At 65.8% G+C, this 23,925-nt stretch carries 22 protein-coding genes; 7 read left to right on the forward strand and 15 right to left on the reverse strand.

Translation table 11 applies throughout. The annotated features are described in order from the left end of the window. Positions 1-59: 59 nt before the first annotated feature. The gene (locus tag BLV27_RS08040) at positions 60-941 is read right to left on the reverse strand and encodes a methylated-DNA--[protein]-cysteine S-methyltransferase (RefSeq protein ID WP_092644891.1); all 882 of its coding nucleotides are present in this window, start codon (positions 939-941) and stop codon (positions 60-62) included. Positions 942-1,171: 230 nt separating this feature from the next. On the opposite strand from BLV27_RS08040, the gene nth reads away from it, so the two are divergent. The 3 genes from nth to denD all read left to right on the forward strand — a co-directional run bounded on the left by nth (position 1,172) and on the right by denD (position 3,957). After that, the gene (nth, locus tag BLV27_RS08045; RefSeq protein ID WP_092644893.1) at positions 1,172-1,822 is read left to right on the forward strand and encodes an endonuclease III; all 651 of its coding nucleotides are present in this window, start codon (positions 1,172-1,174) and stop codon (positions 1,820-1,822) included. 93 nt (positions 1,823-1,915) lie between these two features. Further along, entirely contained in the window at positions 1,916-2,902 is a 987-nt protein-coding gene (locus BLV27_RS08050) for an adenosine kinase (RefSeq protein WP_092644700.1), read from the forward strand. After that, positions 2,899-3,957: a D-erythronate dehydrogenase gene (gene denD, locus BLV27_RS08055; protein ID WP_342024233.1), complete on the forward strand. Its 1,059-nt coding sequence runs from the start codon at positions 2,899-2,901 to the stop codon at positions 3,955-3,957. The genes BLV27_RS08050 and denD overlap by 4 nt, the downstream gene beginning before the upstream one ends. Before the next feature lie 17 nt (positions 3,958-3,974). Here the strand turns inward: denD and BLV27_RS08060 are convergent, their stop codons facing one another. Together BLV27_RS08060 and BLV27_RS08065 are read right to left on the reverse strand one after the other, a co-directional pair. Beyond that, a complete protein-coding gene (locus BLV27_RS08060; protein ID WP_092644704.1) occupies positions 3,975-5,120 on the reverse strand; it encodes a cytochrome P450 in 1,146 nt (381 codons plus the stop codon). A gap of 50 nt (positions 5,121-5,170) precedes the next feature. Continuing rightward, positions 5,171-5,365, reverse strand: a complete 195-nt coding sequence (locus BLV27_RS08065) for a SlyX family protein (RefSeq protein ID WP_092644706.1) — start codon at positions 5,363-5,365, stop codon at positions 5,171-5,173. A gap of 80 nt (positions 5,366-5,445) precedes the next feature. On the opposite strand from BLV27_RS08065, the gene hisS reads away from it, so the two are divergent. From hisS to hisG, 3 genes are read left to right on the forward strand one after another with little or no spacing between them, the layout of a single operon-like run. Further along, the gene (hisS, locus tag BLV27_RS08070) at positions 5,446-7,065 is read left to right on the forward strand and encodes a histidine--tRNA ligase (protein WP_092644708.1); all 1,620 of its coding nucleotides are present in this window, start codon (positions 5,446-5,448) and stop codon (positions 7,063-7,065) included. After that, positions 7,062-8,153 (forward strand): ATP phosphoribosyltransferase regulatory subunit, encoded by a 1,092-nt coding sequence (locus BLV27_RS08075; protein WP_092644710.1) that lies wholly within the window; start codon positions 7,062-7,064, stop codon positions 8,151-8,153. The genes hisS and BLV27_RS08075 overlap by 4 nt, the downstream gene beginning before the upstream one ends. Then, positions 8,150-8,842 (forward strand): ATP phosphoribosyltransferase, encoded by a 693-nt coding sequence (gene hisG, locus BLV27_RS08080; RefSeq protein WP_092644712.1) that lies wholly within the window; start codon positions 8,150-8,152, stop codon positions 8,840-8,842. Before BLV27_RS08075 ends, hisG begins: the two co-directional genes overlap by 4 nt. Here hisG and BLV27_RS08085 read toward each other — a convergent pair. The 4 genes from BLV27_RS08085 to BLV27_RS08100 all read right to left on the reverse strand — a co-directional run bounded on the left by BLV27_RS08085 (position 8,839) and on the right by BLV27_RS08100 (position 12,584). Next, positions 8,839-9,492, reverse strand: a complete 654-nt coding sequence (locus BLV27_RS08085) for a DUF938 domain-containing protein (RefSeq protein ID WP_092644714.1) — start codon at positions 9,490-9,492, stop codon at positions 8,839-8,841. The genes hisG and BLV27_RS08085 overlap by 4 nt on opposite strands. Beyond that, the gene (locus BLV27_RS08090) at positions 9,489-10,544 is read right to left on the reverse strand and encodes an NAD(P)/FAD-dependent oxidoreductase (protein WP_092644717.1); all 1,056 of its coding nucleotides are present in this window, start codon (positions 10,542-10,544) and stop codon (positions 9,489-9,491) included. Before BLV27_RS08090 ends, BLV27_RS08085 begins: the two co-directional genes overlap by 4 nt. Positions 10,545-10,612: 68 nt before the next feature. Then, on the reverse strand, positions 10,613-11,545 hold the full coding sequence (locus BLV27_RS08095; RefSeq protein ID WP_092644720.1) for an aldo/keto reductase: 933 nt from the start codon (positions 11,543-11,545) through the stop codon (positions 10,613-10,615). 40 nt (positions 11,546-11,585) lie between these two features. Continuing rightward, on the reverse strand, positions 11,586-12,584 hold the full coding sequence (locus BLV27_RS08100; RefSeq protein WP_092644722.1) for a LacI family DNA-binding transcriptional regulator: 999 nt from the start codon (positions 12,582-12,584) through the stop codon (positions 11,586-11,588). A gap of 92 nt (positions 12,585-12,676) precedes the next feature. Between BLV27_RS08100 and BLV27_RS08105 the strand changes: the two genes are divergently transcribed. Then, complete coding sequence (locus BLV27_RS08105) at positions 12,677-13,840, forward strand: phytanoyl-CoA dioxygenase family protein (RefSeq protein ID WP_092644724.1); 1,164 nt, start codon at positions 12,677-12,679, stop codon at positions 13,838-13,840. 107 nt (positions 13,841-13,947) lie between these two features. On the opposite strand, the gene BLV27_RS08110 is transcribed toward BLV27_RS08105, so the two are convergent. The 8 genes from BLV27_RS08110 to xdhA form a co-directional block, all read right to left on the reverse strand. Then, positions 13,948-15,039: a BMP family ABC transporter substrate-binding protein gene (locus BLV27_RS08110; protein WP_092644726.1), complete on the reverse strand. Its 1,092-nt coding sequence runs from the start codon at positions 15,037-15,039 to the stop codon at positions 13,948-13,950. Between the two features lie 30 nt (positions 15,040-15,069). Further along, the gene (locus tag BLV27_RS08115) at positions 15,070-15,999 is read right to left on the reverse strand and encodes an ABC transporter permease (protein WP_092644895.1); all 930 of its coding nucleotides are present in this window, start codon (positions 15,997-15,999) and stop codon (positions 15,070-15,072) included. Positions 16,000-16,364: 365 nt separating this feature from the next. Beyond that, positions 16,365-16,685 (reverse strand): hypothetical protein, encoded by a 321-nt coding sequence (locus tag BLV27_RS08120; RefSeq protein WP_092644728.1) that lies wholly within the window; start codon positions 16,683-16,685, stop codon positions 16,365-16,367. Next, positions 16,682-17,764 (reverse strand): ABC transporter permease, encoded by a 1,083-nt coding sequence (locus BLV27_RS08125; RefSeq protein ID WP_092644730.1) that lies wholly within the window; start codon positions 17,762-17,764, stop codon positions 16,682-16,684. Before BLV27_RS08125 ends, BLV27_RS08120 begins: the two co-directional genes overlap by 4 nt. 72 nt (positions 17,765-17,836) lie before the next feature. Then, positions 17,837-19,351, reverse strand: coding sequence for an ABC transporter ATP-binding protein (locus BLV27_RS08130; protein WP_092644732.1), 1,515 nt, complete (start codon positions 19,349-19,351; stop codon positions 17,837-17,839). Next, entirely contained in the window at positions 19,348-20,232 is an 885-nt protein-coding gene (gene xdhC / locus BLV27_RS08135) for a xanthine dehydrogenase accessory protein XdhC (protein ID WP_092644734.1), read from the reverse strand. The genes BLV27_RS08130 and xdhC overlap by 4 nt, the downstream gene beginning before the upstream one ends. Continuing rightward, positions 20,229-22,547: a xanthine dehydrogenase molybdopterin binding subunit gene (xdhB, locus tag BLV27_RS08140; RefSeq protein ID WP_092644736.1), complete on the reverse strand. Its 2,319-nt coding sequence runs from the start codon at positions 22,545-22,547 to the stop codon at positions 20,229-20,231. The genes xdhC and xdhB overlap by 4 nt, the downstream gene beginning before the upstream one ends. Further along, positions 22,544-23,905, reverse strand: coding sequence for a xanthine dehydrogenase small subunit (gene xdhA / locus BLV27_RS08145; RefSeq protein WP_092644738.1), 1,362 nt, complete (start codon positions 23,903-23,905; stop codon positions 22,544-22,546). Before xdhA ends, xdhB begins: the two co-directional genes overlap by 4 nt. Between the last annotated feature and the right edge of the window lie 20 nt (positions 23,906-23,925).

Genomic DNA, 23,925 nt, shown 5'->3' on the forward strand with positions numbered 1-23,925 from the left:
GCGGGGCTTCGCCGGTGCAAATGCTCCGACGCCGCCCGATAGGCAATAACATGCGTCAATCAGGCGTCTTCAGGCCGACGCGCATCGGCCCGCGCGCCTTCCCATGCCAGCATCGCGCGCTTGACCGGCAGACCCCAGTGATAGCCGCCCAAGCCCCCGGACTTGCGCAACGCCCGGTGACACGGGATCAACCAGCTGACGGGGTTTCGACCGACCGCAGTGCCCACCGCACGCACGGCCTTGGGATTGCCGATGGCCCCCGCGATCTCGCCATAGGTGGTCACATGGCCCGACGGGATGCGCATCAACGCCTCCCAGACCTTGATCTGGAAGGGTGCCCCGATCAGGTGTAGCCGCGCTTCACCCTTGAGCGCCCCCAACGCCGCTGCATGGGGGGCCACCGCCGCCGCGTCTTCGACGAACGTCGCCCTGGGCCAGCGCGCGACCATGTCCGCCAGCGCCGCGTCGCGCCCCGTCTCGGAGACGAAAGCCAATCCGCAGATTCCCCGATCGGTCACCATCACCAGCATCTCGCCGAACGGCCCATCAAGCCAGCCGTGCCGAATCGTCAGCCCCGCCCCGCCGCGCGCATAGTCGCCAGGCGACATCGCCTCCCATCGCAGGAACAGGTCGTGCAGCCGTCCGGTGCCTGACAGGCCCGCCTCGTGGGCCGTATCGAGAAGGGTGAACCGTTCCGACAAAAGCACCTTGGCATGGCCCAGCGTCAGGTATTGCTGGAACCGCTTGGGACTGACCCCGGCCCAGGCGCTGAATACACGTTGGAAATGCGCAGGGCTCATGCGCATCTCCCCGGCCAGCTCCTCAAGCGACGGGGGCGCGTCGGCGCGCGCATCGATCAGGTCGATGGCGCGCCGCATCAGGGCGTAGTGATAGGTCTGGTCTGCCCCGTCGTTCGCGGGATGGAGGTCGGTTGCGGGCATCATATCACCTTGTCTGTCGTCCCGATCCTAGACCTCGGGTCTGCCCCCGGCGACCCGCTTCTTGCGGGAAACACCCGACCCGGAGCCAAAAGACAGAGCAGCCCGCCCGGGGCCGCACTCGCGAAGATCAGGTATCCGAGGCCGATGATTTACCCCGCCGTTATTGAAACCCGTCGCCTGCCGTGGAACGCGGGCTGGACTGCGCGGCGCGTCCCGTCCAAAACGCCCCCATGGCCAAGCAACTCCCCTTTCCCGTCATGCGCGAGATCTTCACCCGATTTCAGCAGGCCGAGCCCGAGCCCAAGGGCGAACTGGAGCATGTGAACGCTTTCACGCTCGTGGTGGCCGTGGCCCTATCTGCGCAGGCGACCGACGCGGGCGTCAACAAGGCCACGCGCGGTCTCTTCGCGGTGGCCGACACGCCGCAAAAGATGCTCGACCTCGGGCTTGAGGGCGTGACCGAACACATAAAGACGATCGGCCTGTTCCGGCAGAAGGCCAAGAACGTCATCAAGCTGAGCCAGATGATCGTCGACGATTATGGCGGCGAAGTGCCCAGCAGCCGCGCCGCGCTAATGCGTCTGCCCGGCGTCGGGCGCAAGACGGCCAATGTCGTCCTCAACATGTGGTTCCACTACCCCGCACAGGCCGTCGACACCCATATCTTCCGCATCGGCAACCGCGCCGGCATAGCGCCGGGCAAGGACGTCGATGCCGTGGAGCGCGCCATCGAAGACAACGTCCCCGTCGAATTTCAGCAACACGCCCACCACTGGCTGATCCTGCACGGCCGCTACATCTGCGTGGCCCGCAAGCCCAAGTGCGGGGCTTGCCTGATCCGCGATCTCTGCCAGTTCGAGGACAAGACCGAACCGGCCTGACACGGCCACCCGCATCCGCTTCCCCTTTCCATAAATATCCCGGGGGTCCGGGGGCAGCGCCCCCGGTCCTGTCGCAAGCCCAAGGACAACCAAATGACCCAGACCTACGACGTGATCGGCATCGGCAACGCCATCGTCGACGTCATCACGCCCTCCACCGACACCTTTCTCGACCAGATGGGCATCGAGAAGGGCATCATGCAACTGATCGAGCGGGACCGCGCCGAACTGCTTTATGCGTCGATGTCCGAACGGGTCGAAGCTCCGGGCGGCTCGGTCGCGAACACACTAGCGGGCATCGGCGCGCTCGGCCTCTCCACGGCCTTTATCGGCAAGGTAAAGAACGATGCCCTCGGCCGCTTCTACGCCCAAACGATGGAGGCGTCGGGCACCGCCTTCCCGAATCCGCCCAAGGCGGTCGATCTTCCGACCTCGCGCTCCATGATATTCGTGTCGCCCGACGGGGAGCGGTCGATGAACACCTACCTGGGCGCGGGGGCCGACATCGCGTCCGTTGACGTACCGGACGTCTTCGCGGGCGGCGGGATGCTGTTCCTTGAAGGCTATCTGTTCGACAAAGACGAGGGGAAGACCGCTTTTGGCGAAGCTGCGGCCAAGATGAAGGCCGCGGGCGGCAAGTCCTGCATCACCATTTCGGACCCGTTCTGCGCCGACCGGCACCGCGCCGACTTCCAGCGCCTGATCGCCAAGGACATGGATATCGCCATCGGCAACGCCGCCGAATGGACGACGCTCTATCAGACTGATGACCTGGAGCGCGCGGTCGGGATGGCGTCGGAGGTCTGCGAAATCGTCGTCTGCACCCGGTCGGGTCAGGATGTCTGGGTCCGCTCCGGCGGGCAGAGCGTCACGTCGCCTGTCACCCCGATGCCAGTGGTCGATGCGACCGGGGCGGGCGACCAATTCGCCGCCGGGTTTCTCTATGGCCTTTCCTCCGGACGCGATCTGGAAACGGCGGCCCGCATGGGCGTCATCTGCGCGCGCGAAGTCATCGGCCACATGGGCCCCCGCCCGACCCGGAATATCGCCGCCTTGTTCGAGGATGACGGCCTGATTTGACCCGCACCCTCTTGCCCTTCGCGCCCGACGCGGCCACCCTCGGGCGCAAAGGGAGAGACGCCATGCACATCCTCATCACCGGCGCTGCCGGCATGATCGGTCGCAAGCTGACTGACGCGCTTGTGGCGCGTGGCACGTTGCAGGGTCAGCCGATCACCGGCTTGACGCTGGTGGACATCGTGGCACCCGTCCTTCCGGACGGCGTGCCCGGTGCCGCCATCGCCGCCGACCTCTCGGACCCCGCCGCCGCCAACGCCCTGATCGAGGCGCGCCCGGATGTCATCTTCCACTTGGCCGCCATCGTCTCGGGCGAGGCGGAGGCCGACCTGCACAAGGGCTATGCCGTCAATCTGCACGGCACGATTTCCCTGTGCGATGCCATCACGCGGGAAGAAGACTACTGTCCCCGCTTGGTCTTCACCTCCTCGATCGCGGTCTTCGGCGCGCCCCTCCCCGAGGTCATCCCAGACGATCAGCCGACTCTGCCCCTCACCAGCTATGGCACGCAGAAGGCCATGGGGGAGCTGATGATCTCCGACCTGTCGCGCCGGGGTTTCATGGACGGCATCTCCCTGCGGCTGCCGACGATCTGCATTCGACCGGGCAAGCCCAACGCAGCCGCATCCGGTTTCTATTCGTCGATCCTGCGTGAGCCGCTGGCGGGGCAGGAGGCCGTGCTTCCCGTCCCCGACACGACCCGCCACTGGTTCGCCTCCCCGCGCGCCGCCGTCGGTTTCCTGCTGCATGCTGCCGAACTCGACCTTGCACAGCTGGGCCAGGACCGCGCGCTGTCCCTGCCCGGCGTGAACGCGACAGTCGCCGACGAGATCGCCGCGTTGGAACGGATAGCCGGGCCGGCGGCCACCGCCCTGATCCGCCGTGAACCAGACGAGACCATCGCCGGAATCGTCGCAGGCTGGCCCGAGGCCTTCGACCCGGCGCGCGCCCGCGCCTTGGGGTTCAAGGCCGAACCGGACATGGATACGATCATCCGCGCGCACATCGAGGACGAGCTGGGCGGGCATATAACGATCAAGGAACGCGGCGCGGACTGACCGGCCGGATTGCATGATCACGCCAGCGCGGCATCCAATCGCTCGAACCCCCGGAACCGCACGCGATTGCCCCGCCGCCATCCGGTGACGCGGTAGTCCGGAAAGCGCCGCAGCACCCCCTCCAGCGCGATATGCCCCTCCATTCGCGCCAACGTCAGACCAATGCAGACATGAGCCCCCGCAGCAAAGGCCAGGTGGCGCGACGCGCCGCGATCCAGCCGCATCGTGTCGGGCGAATCAAACACCGCGGGGTCGCGGTTGGCCGCGCCGATGCACAGATGCAGATCGGTGCCCGCCGGAATATCCAACCCGTGCAGGGTGACGGGCCGCGTCGTCTGCCGATTGCCGAACTGGTTGGGCGACTCCAGCCGCAGCGTTTCCTCCACGATCTGCGCGACGTTCCCGGCCCGACACGCCCGCTGACGGTCCAGCAGCCACAGCGCATTGCCGATCAGGTTGGTCGTCGTTTCGTGTCCGGCGTTCAGGATGAAGATACAATTGTGCAAGAGTTCCGCCTCGGACAGATCGCCGCCTTCGACCAGACGCGTCAGAACATCCGTCTCCGGATCGCCCGGCCGGGCCCGCCGCCGGGCCACCAGGTCGCGCAGGTAGGCAAGGAAATCGGTCACGGCCGCGTTGCCGTGGTCCATCTGCGCCGCTGTCAGCGCGGGCTCCAACGCCCCCAGAATGGCCAGCGACCAATCGCGCAGCGGGCCGCGTTCGGACACCGGCACGGCCAGCAGGTTGCCGATCACCTCCACCGGGATGGTCGCCGCGAACCCTTCGATCAGGTCCGGCGCATCCCCCAACTCCTCCATCAGCCGATCCACCAGCGCCACCAACTCGGGCTGCAACCGCTCCAGCGCCCGAGGCGTCAACGCTCCCGTCAACACACGTCTTACCCGAGTGTGCAAAGGCGGATCGTTGAACACGAGCGACGTCGTATGGTGATCATAGAGCGGGCTTTCCCCGAACTTGGGGCCAAACACCTTGGTCTTGTCACTGCGGAAGGTCACCGCATCCTTGTAGATTGCCGTCAGATCACTGTGCCGCCCCAGCACCACCGACCCGTCCGGCTGCCACACGGCCCCCGCATCGCGCAGGGCCGCGTAATGCGGAAACGGATCATCGTGGAAACCCGCGGGCAGGTCGGTCAGGATCATGCCCCGACGATGGGGTCCGCCCCGGCCCCGGTCAACAGCGCCGGGTCAGCCTACCAATGGGGCGGTCGCTGATCCGCCAGCGGGACGGTGTTGCCGCCTTGGCTCTCCTGCTCGGCGGCGCGTTCCATCAGGCGCAGAACACGGCGTTCCAGCACCGCAATCTGCCCATCCTGCCGCGCGACCACGTCCGACAGGTCTTCGACCGCGCGGGTCAGGTGGGCGATGCGTTCTTCAAGGTCCTGCATGGGGCGCTCCTTCGGTTGCGCGCGGGCGGCGCGGGACGTAATGACACCGGCGACAAAGCCGTTTCAGATCGGGGGCCGACATGGCCAAGAAAGACAAGATACGCCGCCCCAAGGCCGAGACGCCCAAGGGCTTCCGCGACTATTTCGGCGCTGAGGTCACGCAGCGCAAGGCCATGCTGGATGCCATCGCCGAAGTCTACCACCTCTATGGCTTCGAGGCGCTGGAATCCTCGGCTGTGGAAACGGTGGAATCGCTGGGCAAATTCCTCCCCGACGTGGACCGCCCGAACGAGGGCGTCTTTGCCTGGCAGGAGGACGAGGACGCAGACTGGCTGGCGCTGCGCTACGACCTGACCGCGCCGCTCGCCCGCGTCTACGCCCAGCACCGCAACGAATTGCCCACGCCCTACCGCCGCTACGCGATGGGCCCCGTCTGGCGCAACGAGAAACCGGGCCCGGGCCGCTTCCGCCAGTTCTACCAATGCGATGCGGATACCGTGGGCACGGCGAGCGTCGCGGCGGACGCGGAGATCTGCGCGATGCTAGCGGATACGCTGGAAGCTGTCGGCATTGAGCGCGGCGACTACATCATCCGGGTGAACAACCGGAAGGTGCTGAACGGGGTGCTGGAAGTTGCAGGGCTGGCTGGCGACGATAAAGCGCGTGAGCGCGGGATCGTGCTGCGCGCGATCGACAAGTTGGACCGGTTGGGCATTGGGGGCGTGCGGGCGCTGTTGGGAGAAGGGCGTGAGGATAAGAGCGGCGATGTCACCGAGGGTGCGGGACTGAACGACGCAGAAATTTCTATTATCATGTCGTTTGTCCAAGCGTTCGACAAAGCACAACAACGGTTGGCGCTCGAAGCGACCGCAGCATTTGATGAAGGCAACGAAGACCGCGGCAAACAACTTGATCGTGCACGAAACTGCGTCATGGATGAGACTCGCGACCTGTACCTTGGTGATATCGAAGCACATTCGATCTGGACGGATCGCGTATTGAATGTCCTGCAGGAGATCACTGGGCACTCCGCCGTCGGTCTGGAGGGCGTTAATGAACTACGCTCAATTGCAGCGTTGAACAAAAGTTCTGGATACGCTGACGGTCGCATCGTCATCGACCCGTCGGTCGTGCGTGGCCTCGGCTACTACACCGGCCCGGTCTACGAGGCCGAACTCACCTTCGATGTTCAGAACGAAAAAGGTCAGACCGTTCAGTTCGGCTCCGTCGCGGGTGGTGGACGCTATGACGATCTGGTGACGCGCTTCACGGGTCAGCCCGTACCCGCGACCGGCGTTTCCATAGGCGTCGACCGCCTGCTGGCCGCGCTAATCGCCAAAGGCCGCATCGACAAGACGCCGGCAGGCCCCGTCGTCGTCACCGTCATGGACCGCGACCGGATGGCCGATTACCAGACCATCTGCGCGACTTTGCGACAGGCGGGCATCCGGGCCGAAGTCTATCTCGGCAACCCCAAGAACTTCGGCAACCAGTTGAAATATGCCGACAAGCGCGGCTCTCCGGCGGCGATCATTCAGGGCACCGACGAAGCCGCGCGCGGTGTCGTGCAGGTCAAGGACCTGATCCTGGGGGCCAAGCTGGCGCAGGAGGCGAGCCTTGAGGAATGGAAGGAAAACCCTTCCCAGACCGAAGTGCCGCTGGCCGATCTCGTCCCCTTCCTGCAAAAGCTGCTGGCATGATCTCCGCCGACGACCGCACCCGCGCCGCCGCCCTGCTGCAAGGCTTCACCGACGCCGGGGCCATCCCGGTCGAGACGGAGATCCTGCAGCCGGCCGGCACCCTGCTGGACCTGTACGGCGAGGACATCCGGGGCCGCGCCTTCACCACCTACGACCCCCTGACTGGTGAGACGATGCTGCGCCCGGACTTCACCGTGCCCGTGGTGCAGGCGCATATGGCGAACGGCGCGGACCCGGCGCGCTATGCCTACGCGGGCGAAGTCTTCCGCCGTCAGGAAGTCGACGAAGGCCGCCCCCGCGAATACCTGCAAGTCGGGTACGAGGTGTTCGACGGCACCGACCCGGCAGGTGCCGATGCGGAAGTGTTCGACCTGATCGCGCGCGCCCTCGCCCCGTGGAATGCCCTGCCCGCGACGGGCGACCTGGGGCTTCTGATCGCGGCAATCGAAAGCCTGACCACGTCCGACCGGCGCCGCGCGGCCCTGCGCCGCCATCTTTGGCGGCCGGTACGTTTTCGCCGCCTGATGGAACGCTTCACCGGCACCGTCTCACCGACGCAGGCGCGCAGCGCGTTACTCTCGCAACTGAAGACGACCGCGCCCGAAGTTCTGATCGACGCGGCGGGCACCGCCGTGGGTCTGCGCGGCGCGGACGAGATCGCGGAGCGCGCCCGCGCCTTGGTCGAAGACGCCGCCACACCGCCCATCGCCCCGAGCGAGGCGGAAGTCATCTCCATGCTATTGGAAATGGACAGGCCGATGGCCGCAGCCCTTTCGCCTTTGCGCGACATGGCGGCGGATCTGCCCGGTCTGTCGGATGCCGTCGATCGCCTCGAAGCCCGGGCCGAAGCACTGGCCAAGCGCGGACACGATCCCGCGCATCTGTCCTTCGCGCCCGCGCGGGGGCGCTCCGCGATGGAATACTACGACGGCTTCACCTTCACCTTCAGCGCGCCGGCCCATCCCGACCTGCCCCCGCTGGCGACCGGCGGGCGCTATGACGCGCTGACGGCCGTGCTGGGCCAGGGGCGCTCCATTCCGGCTGTCGGTGGCGTGATCCGGCCCGGCCTGCTGGGAGATCTGACATGATCCGCCTCGGGGTGCCGTCCAAGGGGCGGCTTATGGAAAAGACGTTCCAATGGTTCGGCGAACGCGGCCTGACCCTTTCGCGCACCGGCAACGACCGAGAATACGCTGGCAAGGTCGACGGCGCGGACATCGCATTGGTCCTGCTGTCGGCAGGGGAGGTCCCGCGCGAACTGGCCACCGGGCGCATTCACCTCGGCGTCACCGGCAGCGATCTGGTGCGTGAAAAGCTGACGCGTTGGGCCGACAGGGTCGAAGTGATATCCCGGATGGGCTTCGGTCACGCGGACCTGATCCTGGCGGTTCCGAAAGTGTGGATTGACGTCGATACGCTGGATGACCTGGACGCCGCCGCCGCCCAGTTCCGCGCCCACCACGGGCACCGCCTGCGCATCGCGACGAAATATCACCGGCTGGTGCGCGAGTTCCTGCAGGCCAATGGCGTCGCTGACTATCAACTGGTTGATAGTCAGGGTGCCACCGAAGGCACCGTCCTGAACCACACCGCCGAGATGATCGCCGACATCACCTCCACCGGTGAGACACTGCGCGCCAATCACCTCAAGGTACTGTCGGACGGGATGATCCACGACAGTCAGGCCACGCTCTTCAGGTCCCGCAACGCTGCCATGAACGACGCGCAGCAGGCGACGCTGAACAATCTGCGCGCCCGTCTGGAGCAGGCCGCCTAAAGACCCGCCTGCGGCTTGAGGCGCGCCAGCACCATTAGATTGTTGGCGGGCATCTCGACGACCTCGACTGACAGGTCGAGCACGCCCAGAACCTGGCGCAAAACCGCGATATCCTTGTATCCGATGGCCGGATCCTGCGCCCGCAGCGATGTGTCGAAGGCGCGGTCCCCCTCGCTCGTCGCTCGATCGTCACGCAGGAACGGACCATAGATCGCCAGCAGGCCACCGGGGGCCAGCGCCTTCGCTGCCTCGTCCAGAAAGACTGCCATCTCCGCGTCTGAAATGAGGTGCAACAGGTTCACCACCAGCACCATGTCGGCTGCGTCCTGAATGGCCCAACCGGGCTGACCCGCATGGATGTCACCCGCCTCGGCCACGTTCGGCAGGCCCCTGCAGTGCGCGTCGATCGAGGCGCGGCGCTCCGGGTCCGGATCGCTGGGATGGAACACCAGGTCGGGGCGATGCGCAGCCAGCGCCGCGATATGCTGCCCGGTACCCGATGCGACCTCCAGAACGCCACCGACCCGCGGCAGCTTGGGCAACAACACCTTCAGGATCGCGTCGCGGTTCCGCTCGGCCGCGGGGGCGGTCATCCGCCCGTCCACATCCGCGACGGGGGCAACGCTCGACGTCTGAACACGCCGGATCATCGGAATCGACCGGGGTCGAGCGCGGCGACCGTCTGCGCGTCCAACTCGGGCGCACGCCCCGCAATAAGGTCGGCCAGCATCCGCGATGCCGCCGGGGCCGTCTGGACACCATAGCCGCCCTGCCCCGCGCACCACCAAAAACCGGAAACCTCGGACGCGCCCAGCGCCAGACATCGGTCGGGAGTGAACGTCCGCAGCCCCGCCCAGGTCGACAGCGGTCGCGTGACGGTCTCGGTCACCGCGTCCTGATAGCGGGCCAGCCCCTCGGCCAGCGTCATATCATCTGCATAGGCGTCCATCGGGTCACAAGGGGCCTCCTCTGCCGGCGACACGATCAAGGCACCTGCATCCGGCTTGGCATACCAGCTTTCGCCCACCCCCAGCATCATAGGCCATGCCTTCACATCCCGGCCGCCCGGCGCGCGCAGCCGTGCCATCGACCGACGCAGCGGCATCAGGCCCAGCGGCATCACCCCCGCAAGAACGGCCACCTGATCCGCCCAAGGCCCCGCTGCGTTCACGATCTGTCGGGCCGTGATCTCCGCGTCGCTCGCCCTTACCTGCCATCCACCCGGAATGGGCATGACCGACGTGACCCGCTGCCCCGTCTGCGCCGCCGCAATGGCACGCAGACCGTGCTGTAACATCGCATCGGTATCCAGGTCGAACGCCTCTGAATCATAGGCGGTGCGCGTCACTGCCGACGACAGGATCGGTACACGCTCGCGCGCCTCGCGCACCGGGATCACGTCTATCGCCATATGGCTGAGATCAGCGTCGAAGCCCGCCTCTTCGCCCTCCAGTCCAACCACCATAAGGCCCCGCGGGCTGACCCATCCCTGCGCGGCATGGGCTGCTTTCGATGCCTTGTTGAGCGCGATCACCGGGGCCAGGCCATAGCTCTCCTCGAACAGGGCTGCGGACCGGCCCGACGCGTGGTAGCCGAAGGCGTCCTCCGCTTCCCACAAAACGACGCGACCTTCAGGTGCCAGCGCCGCGCCCGCCGAAGCCCCGGCGATACCGCCCCCGATAATCAGAAAATCGCAATCCAAGACCTTACCTCTTCACACTCTTCCTCGCCTGGGCACGCGAACTGGGATACCCGTGCAACACTCTCATGTCAGACCTCCTCAAGGCGATCCGTGGCGGGCGCGGGGCTTTGCGACAGCGCGGTCAGCCGTGCCATCAGGTCCGCGTCCAGCGTCAGGTCAGCCGCCGCCAGCGACGGCTTCAGTTGCGCGACGCTGCGGGCGCTGATGATCGGGGCGGTCACCGCAGGGTTCGCCATGGTCCAGGCCACGGCCAGCGTCGCCGGATGATGCCCGACCTCGGCGGCCAGTCTGGACAACTCCCGCGCCGTTACATGCATCCACTCTTGCCCATAGCGCGCGGCATAGCGGTCATCTTCGGTCAGGCGCCCCGATTCCCCGGCGGCGTATTTCCCCGACAAAAGCCCCCCACCCAGTGGTGAATAGGGCACCACCGCGATGTCCTGATCGATGGCCATCGGCAGGATTTCCACCTCTACCTGTCGCTTGACCAACGAATACATGGGCTGGACCATGTCGATGCGAATGCCGAATGTCGCGGCGACCGCCTGTGCCTTCATCACCTGCCAGGCAGCGAAGTTGCTGACTGCGACGTGCCGGATCGTCCCGGCCTCTTTCAATTCGGCCAGCGTCTGGAAGCTTTCCTCAAGTGGCGTATCCCCGTCCCAGCGATGCAGGTAGAGGATGTCGATCACGTCCATCTGCAACCGCTTGCGGCTGACCTCAAGGCTGTCGAGGATGTTCTTGCGCCCAGCCCCACCGCCATAGGCGGCCTTGGTCGCAATGATCAGGTCCTCGCGCTCGGCGGCGGCGAACTCCCCCAGCAGGGTCTCGGATGCCCCGTCCGTATAGACGTAGGCCGTGTCGAAAAAGGTGACGCCCCGTGCGCGGCAGGCGTCGAACATCGCGCGGCTTTCGGCTGCGTCAGCGCGCCCACCGAATTGCATGGTGCCAAAGCACAGGGATGAAAGGGCGGTGCCGTTCAGGCTGGTGATATGAGTCATGCCCAAAGCCTAGACCGAAGGTAGCCACGGGGGGAAGCCGTCACGCAAGGGGCGGTGCCAGCAGATGAAGTGCCGCCCCGGCCAGCGGTGGCAGCGGGCGTTTTTCCATCACCGCGACAAACAACTGACAGGCCGCACGCAGATCCGCGCGAAAGTCGTGATAGATCAGCAAATCGATCCGCCCCTCCGCCGTCAGTGCGTGGTTCTCGGGGTCCAGGTCGTGCGCGATCAGCAGGGGCCGCGCCTGCCGCGCCTCCACTTGGGCCAGCAGCCGCCGATTGCCACCCCCGATGGAGTACAGCGCGTCGATGGGCCGCGCGGCTGCTCGGGCGACGGCCGCGTCGAAGGCGGGCCCGTCGCCATCCTCGCGCAGGACGTCCACGGTGGCTCTAGGCAGGTATGCGGGCAAAGCGGCGCGGAAGGCCTCCAAACGCTCCCCCTCGCCGCGGAACCGTGGGTTGCGCAGGGTCACGAGGACGCGCGCCGCCCCCCCACGCAGCCATCGCCCCATGAACCATGCCGCCGTTCGGCCCGCGCGCGCGTTGTCCAGCCCGACGTAGGCGATGCGCCCGCTGTCCGGCATATCCGATGCCAGCGTTACCACCGGGATGCCCCGCCCCGTCAGCCGCGCCACCGCCGCCGCGACCGGCTCCGCATCGGGGGCCATCAGGATGACCCCGTGACTGCCCCGCCGCCCGATACGGTCCAGCTGCGCCGCGATCCCCTCCACATTAAACCGCGCGCGCAGGTCGGCGCGCGCGCGCACAACCGGCGGCCCCAACAGGGGCAACTCCAATGCAAGCGCCCCGTCCAGCGCATCCAGAAAACTCTGCGGGGCCTCCACCACCAAATCGATCATCATCTTGCGGCCCGAAAGGGCCAGTTGCGCCGCCTGTGCCTCCAGCTCGGCAATGGCCCGGCGCACGCGGTCTGCCGTCTGCCGGCGCACGCCGCCCCGTCCGTTCAACACGCGATCCACCGTCGCAGGTCCAAGCCCCGCCTGAAGTGCGATGTCCTTGATCAGAAAACGATGCGGCATTCTTGATGTCTTTTTGATGGTTTCTCGCGGGACGACGACCCCACCCTAGCGGCAGAATTGCCCCGGAGGAGCATTTTCGCGGAGGAAGCACGATGCTGAACAAAACATCCCCGGGCGCGCCCGTCTGGCTGGGCGATACAGATTGCGATCTGGCGGCGTTTCGCACGCATGTCGAACGAACGACCGACCCCGCATTCTATCCTCACGCCGCCGAGATCGTGTCGAACGTGCCGATCTACGACGGGGCCACGCTGCCGGTCGGGTCGGCCCCCCGCGCCGTGATGGCCGAATGGAACCACGCCTTTTCCGACGGGCCGGGAATTATCGCGATCCGGGGGGGCTATGCCGAGCTCGACCTGATCGACGCCGTGACGGAAGCCCTTTCCACCATCATCATGACCGAGGAGGCGTCGGGGGCCGGTGCCGGCGACCACTTCGCCGCCGCAGGTGCCAACAGCCGCGTCTGGAACGCACACGAGAAACTGGGCGTTGCAAACCCGGCCCTGTTCGCGCGCTACAACGCCAACCCGTTGATCCGCTGGGCCGCCGAAAGCTGGCTTGGCCCCGCGTACCAGATCACCACGCAGGTCAATGTCGTCCGCCCCGGCGGGCCGGCGCAAACGGCGCACCGCGATTACCACATGGGCTTCCAGACCGCCGAGGATCTGCGCCGCTACCCCGCCTCGCAGCACGCGCTTTCGGCCCGGCTTACGCTTCAGGGGGCCGTTGCGCACAGCGACATGCCGCTGGCCTCGGGCCCGACGAAACTGCTGCCCTATTCCCAAAGCTGGCTGCCCGGATACCTGGCGGTTCTGCGACCGGAGTTTCGCGCTTATTTCGAAGAAACCTGCATCCAGATCCCGTTGGAAAAGGGCGACCTTTTGTTCTTCAACCCCGCGACCTTCCACGCGGCGGGCCAGAACGACACGCGCGATGTTCAACGCTTCGCCAACCTGATGCAGATCGGCTCCGCCTATGGCCGCTCAATCGAGATCGTGGACCGCGCCCGCCTGTCCCGCGCCGTCTATCCGGTGCTGGCCGATCTGGACCTGACGCCGACCCAGGTAGAAACCGTCGTCGCCGCCACCGCCGAGGGCTATCCCTTCCCAGCCAACCTCGACATCGACAGCCCCCTTTCGGGCATGGCCCCGCCAAGTCAGCAGGACCTGATGCGGCAGGCCCTTGCCGAAGGATGGGATGCCGCCCGCTTCGACACGGAACTGTTAGCGATGGAGGGGCGGAAACGCTCGCATTGATCCAGGGGCCACACGCAGCGACCCGCCCCTTGCAATGGCCTTCTGTCAGCACAAAAAAGCGCCCGGTGGATCACTCCGCCGGGCGCAAATTCGTCAGTGTTCGGACCTCAGTTCGGAATATCGCCCGAAATGCCTTCGACGTAGAAGTTCATACCGGCCAGCGTACCGTCGTCGGCGACTTCGCCATCAGCCAACCACACCGAACCGTCCTGCTTGTTGATCGGGCCGGTGAACGGGTGGTACTCGCCCGCGGTGATCGCGGCGATCATCTCTTCCGCGGCGGCTTTGGCCTCGGCGGGAACGGCGTCGGTGATCTCGCCGATTACGACTTCACCTTCGGGCATGCCGGCCCAGGATGCCTGCTGCTCCCAGGTGCCGTCGATCACGGCCCCCACGCGCTCGATATAGTAGGGCGACCACTCGTCGATGATCGACGCGATGCGTGGGTTCGGCTTGAACTGCGCCATGTCGGAGGCCTGACCGAAGGTAAACACACGGCCACCGTTCTCGTTGGCCTCCTGGGCGGCGGCCTGCGGGGCGGTCGAGTCGGTATGTTGCAGGATCACGTCGACGCCCTGGTCGATCATGGCCCGCGCGGCGTCAGCCTCTTTCGCTGGGTCGAACCACGTATAGGCCCAGGTCACGACCATCTCCACGTCCGGGTTCACCTTCTTGGCGTGCAGGAAGCTGGCGTTGATGCCCTGAATCACCTCGGGGATGGGGAAAGACCCAATATAGCCGATCTTGTTGGTCTCGGTCATGTAGCCCGCGATGGTGCCCGTCACCGCACGCCCCTCGTAGAAGCGCGCATCATACGTGGACACGTTCGGATGCTCGCGCTTGAAGCCGGTCGCATGCTCGAACTTCACGTCCGGGAACTTGGCGGCAACCGCGTTCGTGGCATCCATGTAGCCGAAGGACGTGGTGAAGATGATGTCCGCCCCGCCCAGCGCCATCTGCGTGATCGCACGCTCGGCATCGGCCCCCTCGGGCACGGTTTCCTGGTAGACCGTCTCGACCTTGTCGCCGAAATGCTCCTCGACGGCCAGGCGGCCCTGGTCATGCTGATAGGTCCATCCGCCGTCGCCGATCGGACCGACATAGATGAAACCGGCCTTTACCGGCTCGTGCCCGTCGGCCAGCGCCGGTACGGCAAGGCCAAACGCCATCGCGCCGGCCAGAAGTGTCTTGAGTGTCATTACAGTCTCCCGTTGGAACCCGCCCCGCGTTCAGGTCGAGGCGTGGAATGGTCTGCCGAGGTCGGCCGGGGCAGTCCCCGCCCGTCCGGCGCGAAGCGAAATAAGCACAAGAACGAGTATGGTTACAAGGTAGGGGGCCGCCGACAGCAACTCCACCGGCACCTTTGCCCCCGCCGTTTGCAAGTTAAGCTGCAACACGGTGATCCCGCCAAAAAGATAGGCACCCGCCAGAACGCGCCCGGCCCGCCAGGATGCAAAGACCACGATGGCCAGCGCGATCCACCCGGCCCCCGCCGTCATGCCCTCGGTCCACTGCGGGACACGCACAAGGCTCAGGTACGCGCCGCCCAGACCCGCACAGGCCCCTCCGAACGCAATCGCCATCAAACGCACCCGCCGTACGCCGTACCCCAGCGCGTGGGCCGCGTCATGGCTCTCGCCCACTGCGCGCAGGATCAGGCCCGCCCGCGTAAACTTCAGAAAGGCCCAGACCGCGATGACCAATACCAAAGACAGATACACGATTGGATCGTGCCCGAAGAACACCCGGCCAAAGAATGGCAGGTCCGACAGCGGTCCAAGGTCGATCCGACCCAACGAATTGGCCTTAATCCCCACGTACCCCTGCCCCAGCAAACTGCTCAGGCCCAACCCGAACAACGTCAAGGCCAACCCCGTCGCCACCTGGTTGGACAGCAAGACCTGCGTTAGAAACCCGAACAGAAGCGCCATCACCGCGCCACCGGCAGCGGCCATAAGGAACCCCAGCCACGGCGACCCCGTCTCGACCGATGCAATGAACCCGCAAACGGCCCCCATTATCATCATTCCCTCAACGCCGAGGTTCAGGACGCCCGATTTCTCAACCACCATCTCGCCCAAGGCGGCCAGCAGGATGGGAGTCGCGGCAACCATCAAGGACGCGATCAGAAGGGTGGGGGAGATTGCGCTCAGGTCCATGGTGCCAACATCCTGATCATATCCAACCCAATCCATCTCCGAAGATCGCCCGCCGGATACGACCTGCCGACGGATACCGCGCTGCAACTACGGCGGATTGCCAGAAAAAAGCGCGACGTCCACCACGATCTTGCGATTTTTCTTCGGTCGGCCTTCCGCAGTTGCAACCACGCAAGAACCAACGCAGGCACAGAAATGTCGCAGGCAATCCGCACAGAAAGATGCTGCCATTGATCAGCATCCAGGAACGAAGCAACCGCGCCTCCGAAAGGTCAGACGCAGGCATGAATGCAGCGACCACGGGTATCGACGCGGCGACGAAACCTGCGACAGCCCCACCTGCAATTATCGGGTATGACCGCCTCTCAGACACCGCCGCCCCCTCCCGCAAGAAGCACTACGATCCACGCCCCGCAGGTCATCCCCGCCAGCACCGTCAGCATCCACATCCGAACCGTGTGCACCCCTCGCCAGCGGACGATCCCGGCGATCAATAAGGCGACCGTCAGCAGTCCGGCGATCACGGGTGCCCCGCCTCCCGGCTGGCCCGCCCCGACCGCCATGGCCAGCAAGGCCGATTTCCCGGCGATCGCCACGACCGTTACCACCACGAACAGCAGCGCCAGCCCCGCCCCCGCCGCGATCCAAAGCAGGCCCAGCCCGTCCGGTCGGTCCATCTTGGTCATACCGCCACCCCGCGCCCAAACCGCATGCGGAAATTCGTCAACACATCCACGGCCAGCAGAAAGAACAGCAACATCCCCTGAAACGCCGAGATCGCCGCCGAAGGCAGGCCAAGGTTGGCCGAGGCCGATTCTCCGCCCACATACGTCAGCGCCATCAACAGCCCCGCGGCTACGATGCCCAGTGGGTTCAACCGGCCGAGGAACGCCACGATGATCGCCGTGAAGCCATAGCCGGATGCGAAGTCGATGCTGATCTGTCCCGCCGGACCCGTCACCTCGAATAGGCCCGCAAGCCCGGCCAGCATCCCCGACAACCCGAGGCAAAACACGACCAGCCGCGCCGTGTTCACGCCCCCGAACCGCGCGGCCCGTGGCGCAGCCCCCGCCAGCCGGATCTGGAACCCCATCAGGTGCCGCGCCAGCATGACATAGGCGAAGATCACCGCGATCAGCGCGGCAACTACGCCCCAGTGCATTCCCGTGCCCGTGATAAGTTCCGGGTTGGCCGACGCCTCCCACCGCGAAAGGTTGCGCGAGCCGGGAAACCCGACGGCATCCGGGTTGCGCAGCCAATTGACGGCGGCCGACGCCAGCAGGTTCTCGGCCACGTAGACCAGCATCAGCGACACCAGGATCTCGTTAGTTCCAAACTTCACCTTGAGCAGTGCGGGGATCATGGCCCAGGCGATCCCGCCCAGTGCCCCGCAGATCACCATGAACGGAAAGATGAGCCAGCTTTCGGACGGATAGAACGCCAGTCCCGCCGCCGCCCCGCAGATTGCGCCGACGATGTACTGCCCCTCGGCCCCGATATTCCAGACGCCCGCGCGAAATCCCATCGACAGACCCACCGCGATCAGGATTAGCGGACCCGCCTTCACCAGAAGTTGCCCGCGGAAGTACCACGCGAACTCCCCGAAAACCGGATCCCAGAAGATCGTCCGCAGCGCCTCTGCCGGGTTCTTGCCCAACGCGGAGAACATCAGCGCGCCGGCCACCATCGTCAGCGCGACCGCCAGCACCGGCGAGGCGGCACCCCAGCCCCGTGACGGCGTCGGTCTGCGTTCCAGCCGGATCATTCCCGAACCGCCGAACGTCCGACGCGGATCACCCGTCCGTCACCCGCTTGGAATACGTGATTTTCCCGGCTCTCAGACATGCGCCACCTCCATGTCATGCGCCCCGCCCAGCATCAGGCCGATTTTCTCCATCGTCAGGGTGTTGGTGGGCACGATTTCCCCCAGACGACCGCCGTTCAGGGCCGCGAACCGGTCGGATATCTCCAGCAGTTCATCAAGGTCCTGGCTGATCACCACGATCGCCGCACCTTGCCCCGCCAGGTCCAGAAGGGCCTGTCGAATGGCCGACGCGGCCAACGCATCCACGCCCCAGGTCGGCTGATTGACGACAAGAACACGCGGGTCCTGCAACACCTCGCGCCCGATGACGAACTTCTGCAAGTTGCCCCCGGAAAGCGACCGCGCCGCGACCTGCGCGGATGGAGTACGGACGTCGAATTTCTCAATTATTTCATCGGCAAATATCCGCGCCTTGCTCCAGTTCAGGAACCCGTTCGACAGCATCCCCTTGCGCGCGGCCCCGGTCAGCGCAGCGTTCTCGATCAGCGTCATGTCGGGCACGGCGGCATGGCCCAGACGCTCCTCCGGCCCGGTCAGCAACCCCGCCGCCCGCCGCGCGGTCGGGGCCAGTCGCGACATGTCCGCCCCATTCAGCGTGACCGCACCCCTAGCCGTCAGCCGCTCGCCCGAGAGCGCGGCCAGAAGCTCGTCCTGACCATTGCCCGCGACCCCACCGATGCCCAGAACTTCGCCCGCGCGAACCGTTAGGTTGACGTCCCGCAAGGGCGTGCCGAACTGGGACGCGGGTGGCATGGACAAGGCGTTGACTTGCAGCACGGTTTCCCCCGCCTTCCCACCCGCCGCCTTGGGCGCGGTCAGCTTGGTTCCGACCATCTGCTCGGCCAGTTCAGCAGCCGTCGCCTGACGTGGGTCAGTCTCTCCGACGACCTTGCCGCCGCGCAGGATCGTGGCCGCATCGCACAGGGCGCGGATCTCCTCCAGCTTGTGCGAAATATAAAGGATTGATGTCCCCTCGCTCGAAAGCTTACGCAATGTCGCGAACAGGATTTCAACCTCCTGCGGGGTCAGAACGGAGGTCGGTTCGTCCATGATCAGAAGGCTGGGATCCTGCAACAAGCAGCGAATGATCTCAACGCGTTGACGCTCCCCGGCGGACAGGTCGCCGACACGGCGATCCGGATCCAGCGGAAGACCGTATTCTTCTGACACATCGCGAATACGGGCCGCCAGATCGCGCAATTTCGGTGGGTTCTCCATGCCGAGAGCCACGTTTTCGGCCACGGAAAGCGCTTCAAAAAGGCTGAAATGCTGGAACACCATCGCCACGCCCGACGCCCGCGCCGCGCGCGGCTCGACCGGGGCATAGCGCGCGCCCTTCAGGGTCATCGTACCGCGGTCGGGCTTGACCAGGCCGTAGATCGTCTTGACGAGCGTCGACTTGCCCGCACCGTTCTCGCCCAACAGGGCATGCACACCGCCCGCGCGGATCTTGAAGGATACATCGGAGTTGGCGACCACGCCGGGGTAGGCCTTGGTCAGGCCGTCAAGCTCCAGAAGAATGGTCACGCGGTCGTCTCCCCTGTCGTCTCGGCGGACAACTGCCGAGAGAGTAAACTGGCCGCGACGCCGACGGCAATGGCTTGCGGATGTTTCCCCAGCGCAAGGTCACCGATCGGGCAGGTGATGCGCGCGATTGCCTCTTCGCTGTGCCCCAATGCGACGAGCCTGCTTCTGAACCTTGCCCATTTCGTCGCCGACCCGATCAGCCCGCAGAACGCGAACCCTCGCAAAAGTGCCGCATGGCAAAGTGCCAGGTCGATATCGTGGCTGTAACTCAGGATGATATGTTCGGCATCCTTCGGCGCGTGGGCCATCGCACGGGGCATGTCTGCCGCCACCAGCCTGCTGACACCCTCCGGTACAGCGGGAAAGCGGCCGGGCGTGTCATCCACCCAGCGGACCGCGAAATCCGGCAAGGGTGCCAGAATGTTGACCAAGGCCGCACCCACGTGCCCCGCGCCCCAGACCCAGACCACGCGCGCCGGGACAAAGGTCTCCTCGCGCAGCCAGCCGTCCCGAAACGTGAAACCGGTCATATCCGGGCAGGCCAACGCACCTTCGACCCGGCGAATCCAGGGATCGGGTGGCGTGTCGTCCAGACGCTCGATGACCAGCGTGACCGCACCCCCACAGCATTGGCCGAGCGCAGGGCCGAGTGGAAGGCGCATCACCCTGCTCCTCCCGTCGCGCAAAACGTCCAGCGCGGCGCGCATGGCCTGCCATTCAAGTGCCCCGCCACCAATGGTGCCATCGTTGCCATCGGCCCAAACCACCATCGACGTTCCCCGCCCGCGCGGCACGGATCCACGGACCCCTACCACAAGCACGCGGGCAACCGGCCCATGAACCGCAATCAAGGTGCCCAGACGCGCGGCGTCCAACGTCACGAAACTGCCCGTACCGCGCCCAGCACCCGCTCCGCCGTGGCGGGCGCGTCCAAGTCCGGATAGGCAGGGCCACAGGCCGCGATCGCATTCGAAAGGGCCATCAGAACGCTTATCCCATGCATGAACGGTGGCTCGCCCACCGCTTTGGAGCGATAGATCGTCTCCTCCCGGTTGGCGGCCTGCCAAAGATCCACGTTGAACACGGGCGGCAGATCCGACGCACAGGGGATCTTGTAGGTCGATGGCGCGTGCGTGCGCAGGCGGCCCTTGTCATCCCAAACCAGTTCTTCTGTCGTAAGCCAGCCCGCCCCCTGCACGAAGCCGCCCTCGATCTGACCCAAGTCCAGCGCCGGGTTCAGCGAAGCCCCGGCGTCGTGCAGGATATCCGTCCGCAGGATGCGGTTTTCCCCGGTCAGTGTGTCAATCACTACCTCGGAACAGGCCGCGCCGTAAGCGAAGTAGTAAAACGGCCGACCCCAACCCGCTTCCCGATCCCAGCTAATCTCGGGCGTGGCGTAGAAGCCGGTGGACGATAGCGAGACGCGCCCTGCATAGGCCATCGCGGCTGCTTTCTCGAAAGGGTAGACCTCACCGCCGACCGTCACGCAATCATCGGCGAAGACCACCTTTGCCGCGTCCGCTTGATGCGCCTGGGCCAGGAAGTCGGCGATCCGGTCCCGGATGGTGTCGCAGGCGGCCTTGACCGCCATCCCGTTCAGATCCGCCCCCGATGACGCCGCCGTGGCCGAGGTATTGGGCACCTTGGACGTGTCCGTCGCCGCCACTTTTACGCGCGCGACATCACACCCGAACCGGTCGGCGGCCACTTGTACGACCTTGGAATGCAGGCCCTGCCCCATCTCGGTGCCACCGTGGTTCAGGTGGATCGACCCGTCCGCATACACGTGCACCAGCGCGCCCGCCTGGTTCAAATGCGTGAGCGTGAAGGAAATCCCGAACTTCACCGGGGTCAGTGCAATGCCCCGTTTCAGCACCGCATTGGCAGCGTTCCAGTCAGCCACGCGCGCCTTGCGTTCGGCATAATTGCACGTCTCGGCCAATCGCGACGTCAACGCACCCAGACAGAAGTCGGTGACCTGCTGACCGTAATGGGTGCGACCCGTCTTCTTCGTTTCAGAAATATCCCCGCCGGAGGCTCCGATCTCACCGATCGTATCGGCGTAGAAATTCCGCAACCTCACCTGCAACGGGTCCAGACCCGTCACATGCGCCACGTGGTCCATCACCCGCTCGATCCCCAGCATCCCCTGCGGCCCACCGAATCCCCGAAAGGCAGTGGCCGATTGCGTGTTCGTGCGCAGCCGCCAGCTCTCGATGGACATCGCGGGGATGTCGTACGCGTTGTCGGCGTGCAGCATGGCGCGGTCGGCCACCGGCAACGACAGATCCTGCGCCCAGCCGCAGCGCGTCCAATGTTTGAATTTCACCGCCAGCACACGGCCCCGGTCGTCGTGACCGACTTCGTAGGCGATGCGGAAATCGTGCCGCTTTCCGGTCACGATGAAATCGTCATCGCGGTCATAACGCATTCGACAGGCACGCCCCGTCAGCCGCGCGGCCAGTGCAGAGGCGATGGCCAGCGCGTTACCCTGGCTTTCCTTGCCGCCGAACCCGCCGCCCATGCGCCGCACCTCCGAGCGCACGGCATGCATCGGCACGCCCAACGCATCGGCGACCTTGTGCTGAATCTCGGTCGGATGCTGGGTGGAGGTGAAGACATGCATCTCCCCGGCCTCTGACGGCACGGCAAGCGCGGCCTGCCCTTCAAGGTAGAAATGCTCCTGCCCGCCCATCTCGATCTGGCTGGTCAGGACGTGGGGTGCCGCGGCCAGCGCCGCCTCCACATCGCCATCGGTCCAGACGCGGGGACCGCCGTCGAACCAGGATTCAGCGTCCAATGCGTCCTCCACGGTCAGGATCGCGTCACCTTCGGTCACCGTTGCCTTGTGCAACCGCGCCGCGCGGCGGGCGTGCAGGTGACTGTCGGCGACGACAACGTAGAGCGGTTGCCCCGCGTAGTGAATTTCCCCGGTGCAAAGCAACGGCTCGTCATGCAGGGAGGGCGAGCAATCCGGCATCGGATCAAGATCGGCGGCGCTCAGCACAGCGACGACGCCGGGGGCCGCGCGGACCGCATCCAAGTCAAGCGCTTCAAGCGTACCGCGCGCGATGTCCGACACCCCAAACGCAAGGTGCAGGCATCCGGCGGGCGCGGGGACATCGTCGGTGTAGCGTGCGGCCCCCGTCACGTGCAGGCGCGCGCTTTCATGCGGCAGGGGTTTGGCGACGCTCATGCCCTTACCTTCAGGATCGACGGGGCCGGGTCGGCCAGACGGCGCAGCATTCCTTCGGCCGCGTGCAGGCGATAGTTGGCAGAGGCACGCATATCGCTGAGCGGCGAAAAATCACGGGCCAAGGATTTTGCCGCCTCGGCCAGCGTCGCCGCACCGAACGGCTTTCCAGTCAGCGCGGCCTCGGTCGCGGCGGCGCGTTTGGGCGTGCCCGCCATGCCACCAAAGGCCACGCGGGCGGCGGTGATTGTGCCATCCTCCACCGTCAGGTTGAACGCGCCGCAGACGGCGGAGATGTCCTGATCGAAACGCTTGGACAGTTTGTGGCAGACGAGGGTGTCGGCCTGACGCGGGATCGTCACGCGCTCCACGAATTCGCCGGGCTGACGGTCCTGTTTTCCGTACTCCAGAAAGTAGGCCTCCAACGGCATCGACCGGCGCGTTTCCCCGCGCCGCAGGTGCAACGTCGCGCCAAGGGCAATCAGCGCGGGCGGGCTGTCGCCGATGGGGGAGCCGTTGGCGATGTTGCCACCAAGGGTCGCCGCGTTGCGGACCTGCACGCTGCCGTACCGGCGCAGCAGTTCGGAGAAGCTGGCGAAATGAGGGGCCATGGCGTGGCGCAGGGTTTCCATATCGCACATTGCGCCGAGGGAAATCTCGTCCTCGGTGATCTTGACGCCTTTCAGATCGTCACAGCCCGCAAGGAAGGCCAGTTTGCCAAGCGGACGGAATTGCTTCGTCACCCAAAGCCCCACATCGGTGGCCCCGGCAACAAGCGTGGCGTCCGGGTTTTCCAGGTACCAGGCCGCCAGTTCATCTGCACCGCGCGGGTGGTGATGTTCGGATTCGAGTATTTGGGAAGCGGAGACCGGGAGTTCCGCCATATGAGCAGGGACGGGTGCCTGTTGCGCGGTCTTTGCCGCCCTCAGGATGGGCGCGTAGCCGGTGCAGCGGCAAAGGTTGCCAGCGATCTGGTCCTCGTGATCGGTCGCGCCGTTCGCATGGGCCGCGGCCATCGTGGTGACGAAACCCGGCGTGCAAAAGCCACATTGGGAGCCGTGGTGGTCGATCATTGCCTGCTGAACAGGGTGCAGGGTGCCGTCGGGGGCGACGACCCCCTCGACCGTGCGCACGGACTTGCCCGCCAGCTGCGGCAGGAACAGGATACAGGCGTTGAGCGCCTTCGCCTGCCCGTCGGCCCCGGTCACGATCACCGAACAGGCCCCGCAGTCCCCTTCGTTGCAGCCCTCCTTGGTGCCCATCAGACCGCGACTTTCGCGCAGCCAGTCCAAAAGGGTCATCGTCGGGTCGGAGCACGTGACTGTCGTGTCCTCACCGTTCAGGCGGAAGGGAATGTCCATGTCGTCTTTCGCCGCGATAC

The sequence above is a fragment of the Jannaschia faecimaris genome, from assembly GCF_900107415.1.
GTDB lineage: Bacteria > Pseudomonadota > Alphaproteobacteria > Rhodobacterales > Rhodobacteraceae > Jannaschia > Jannaschia faecimaris.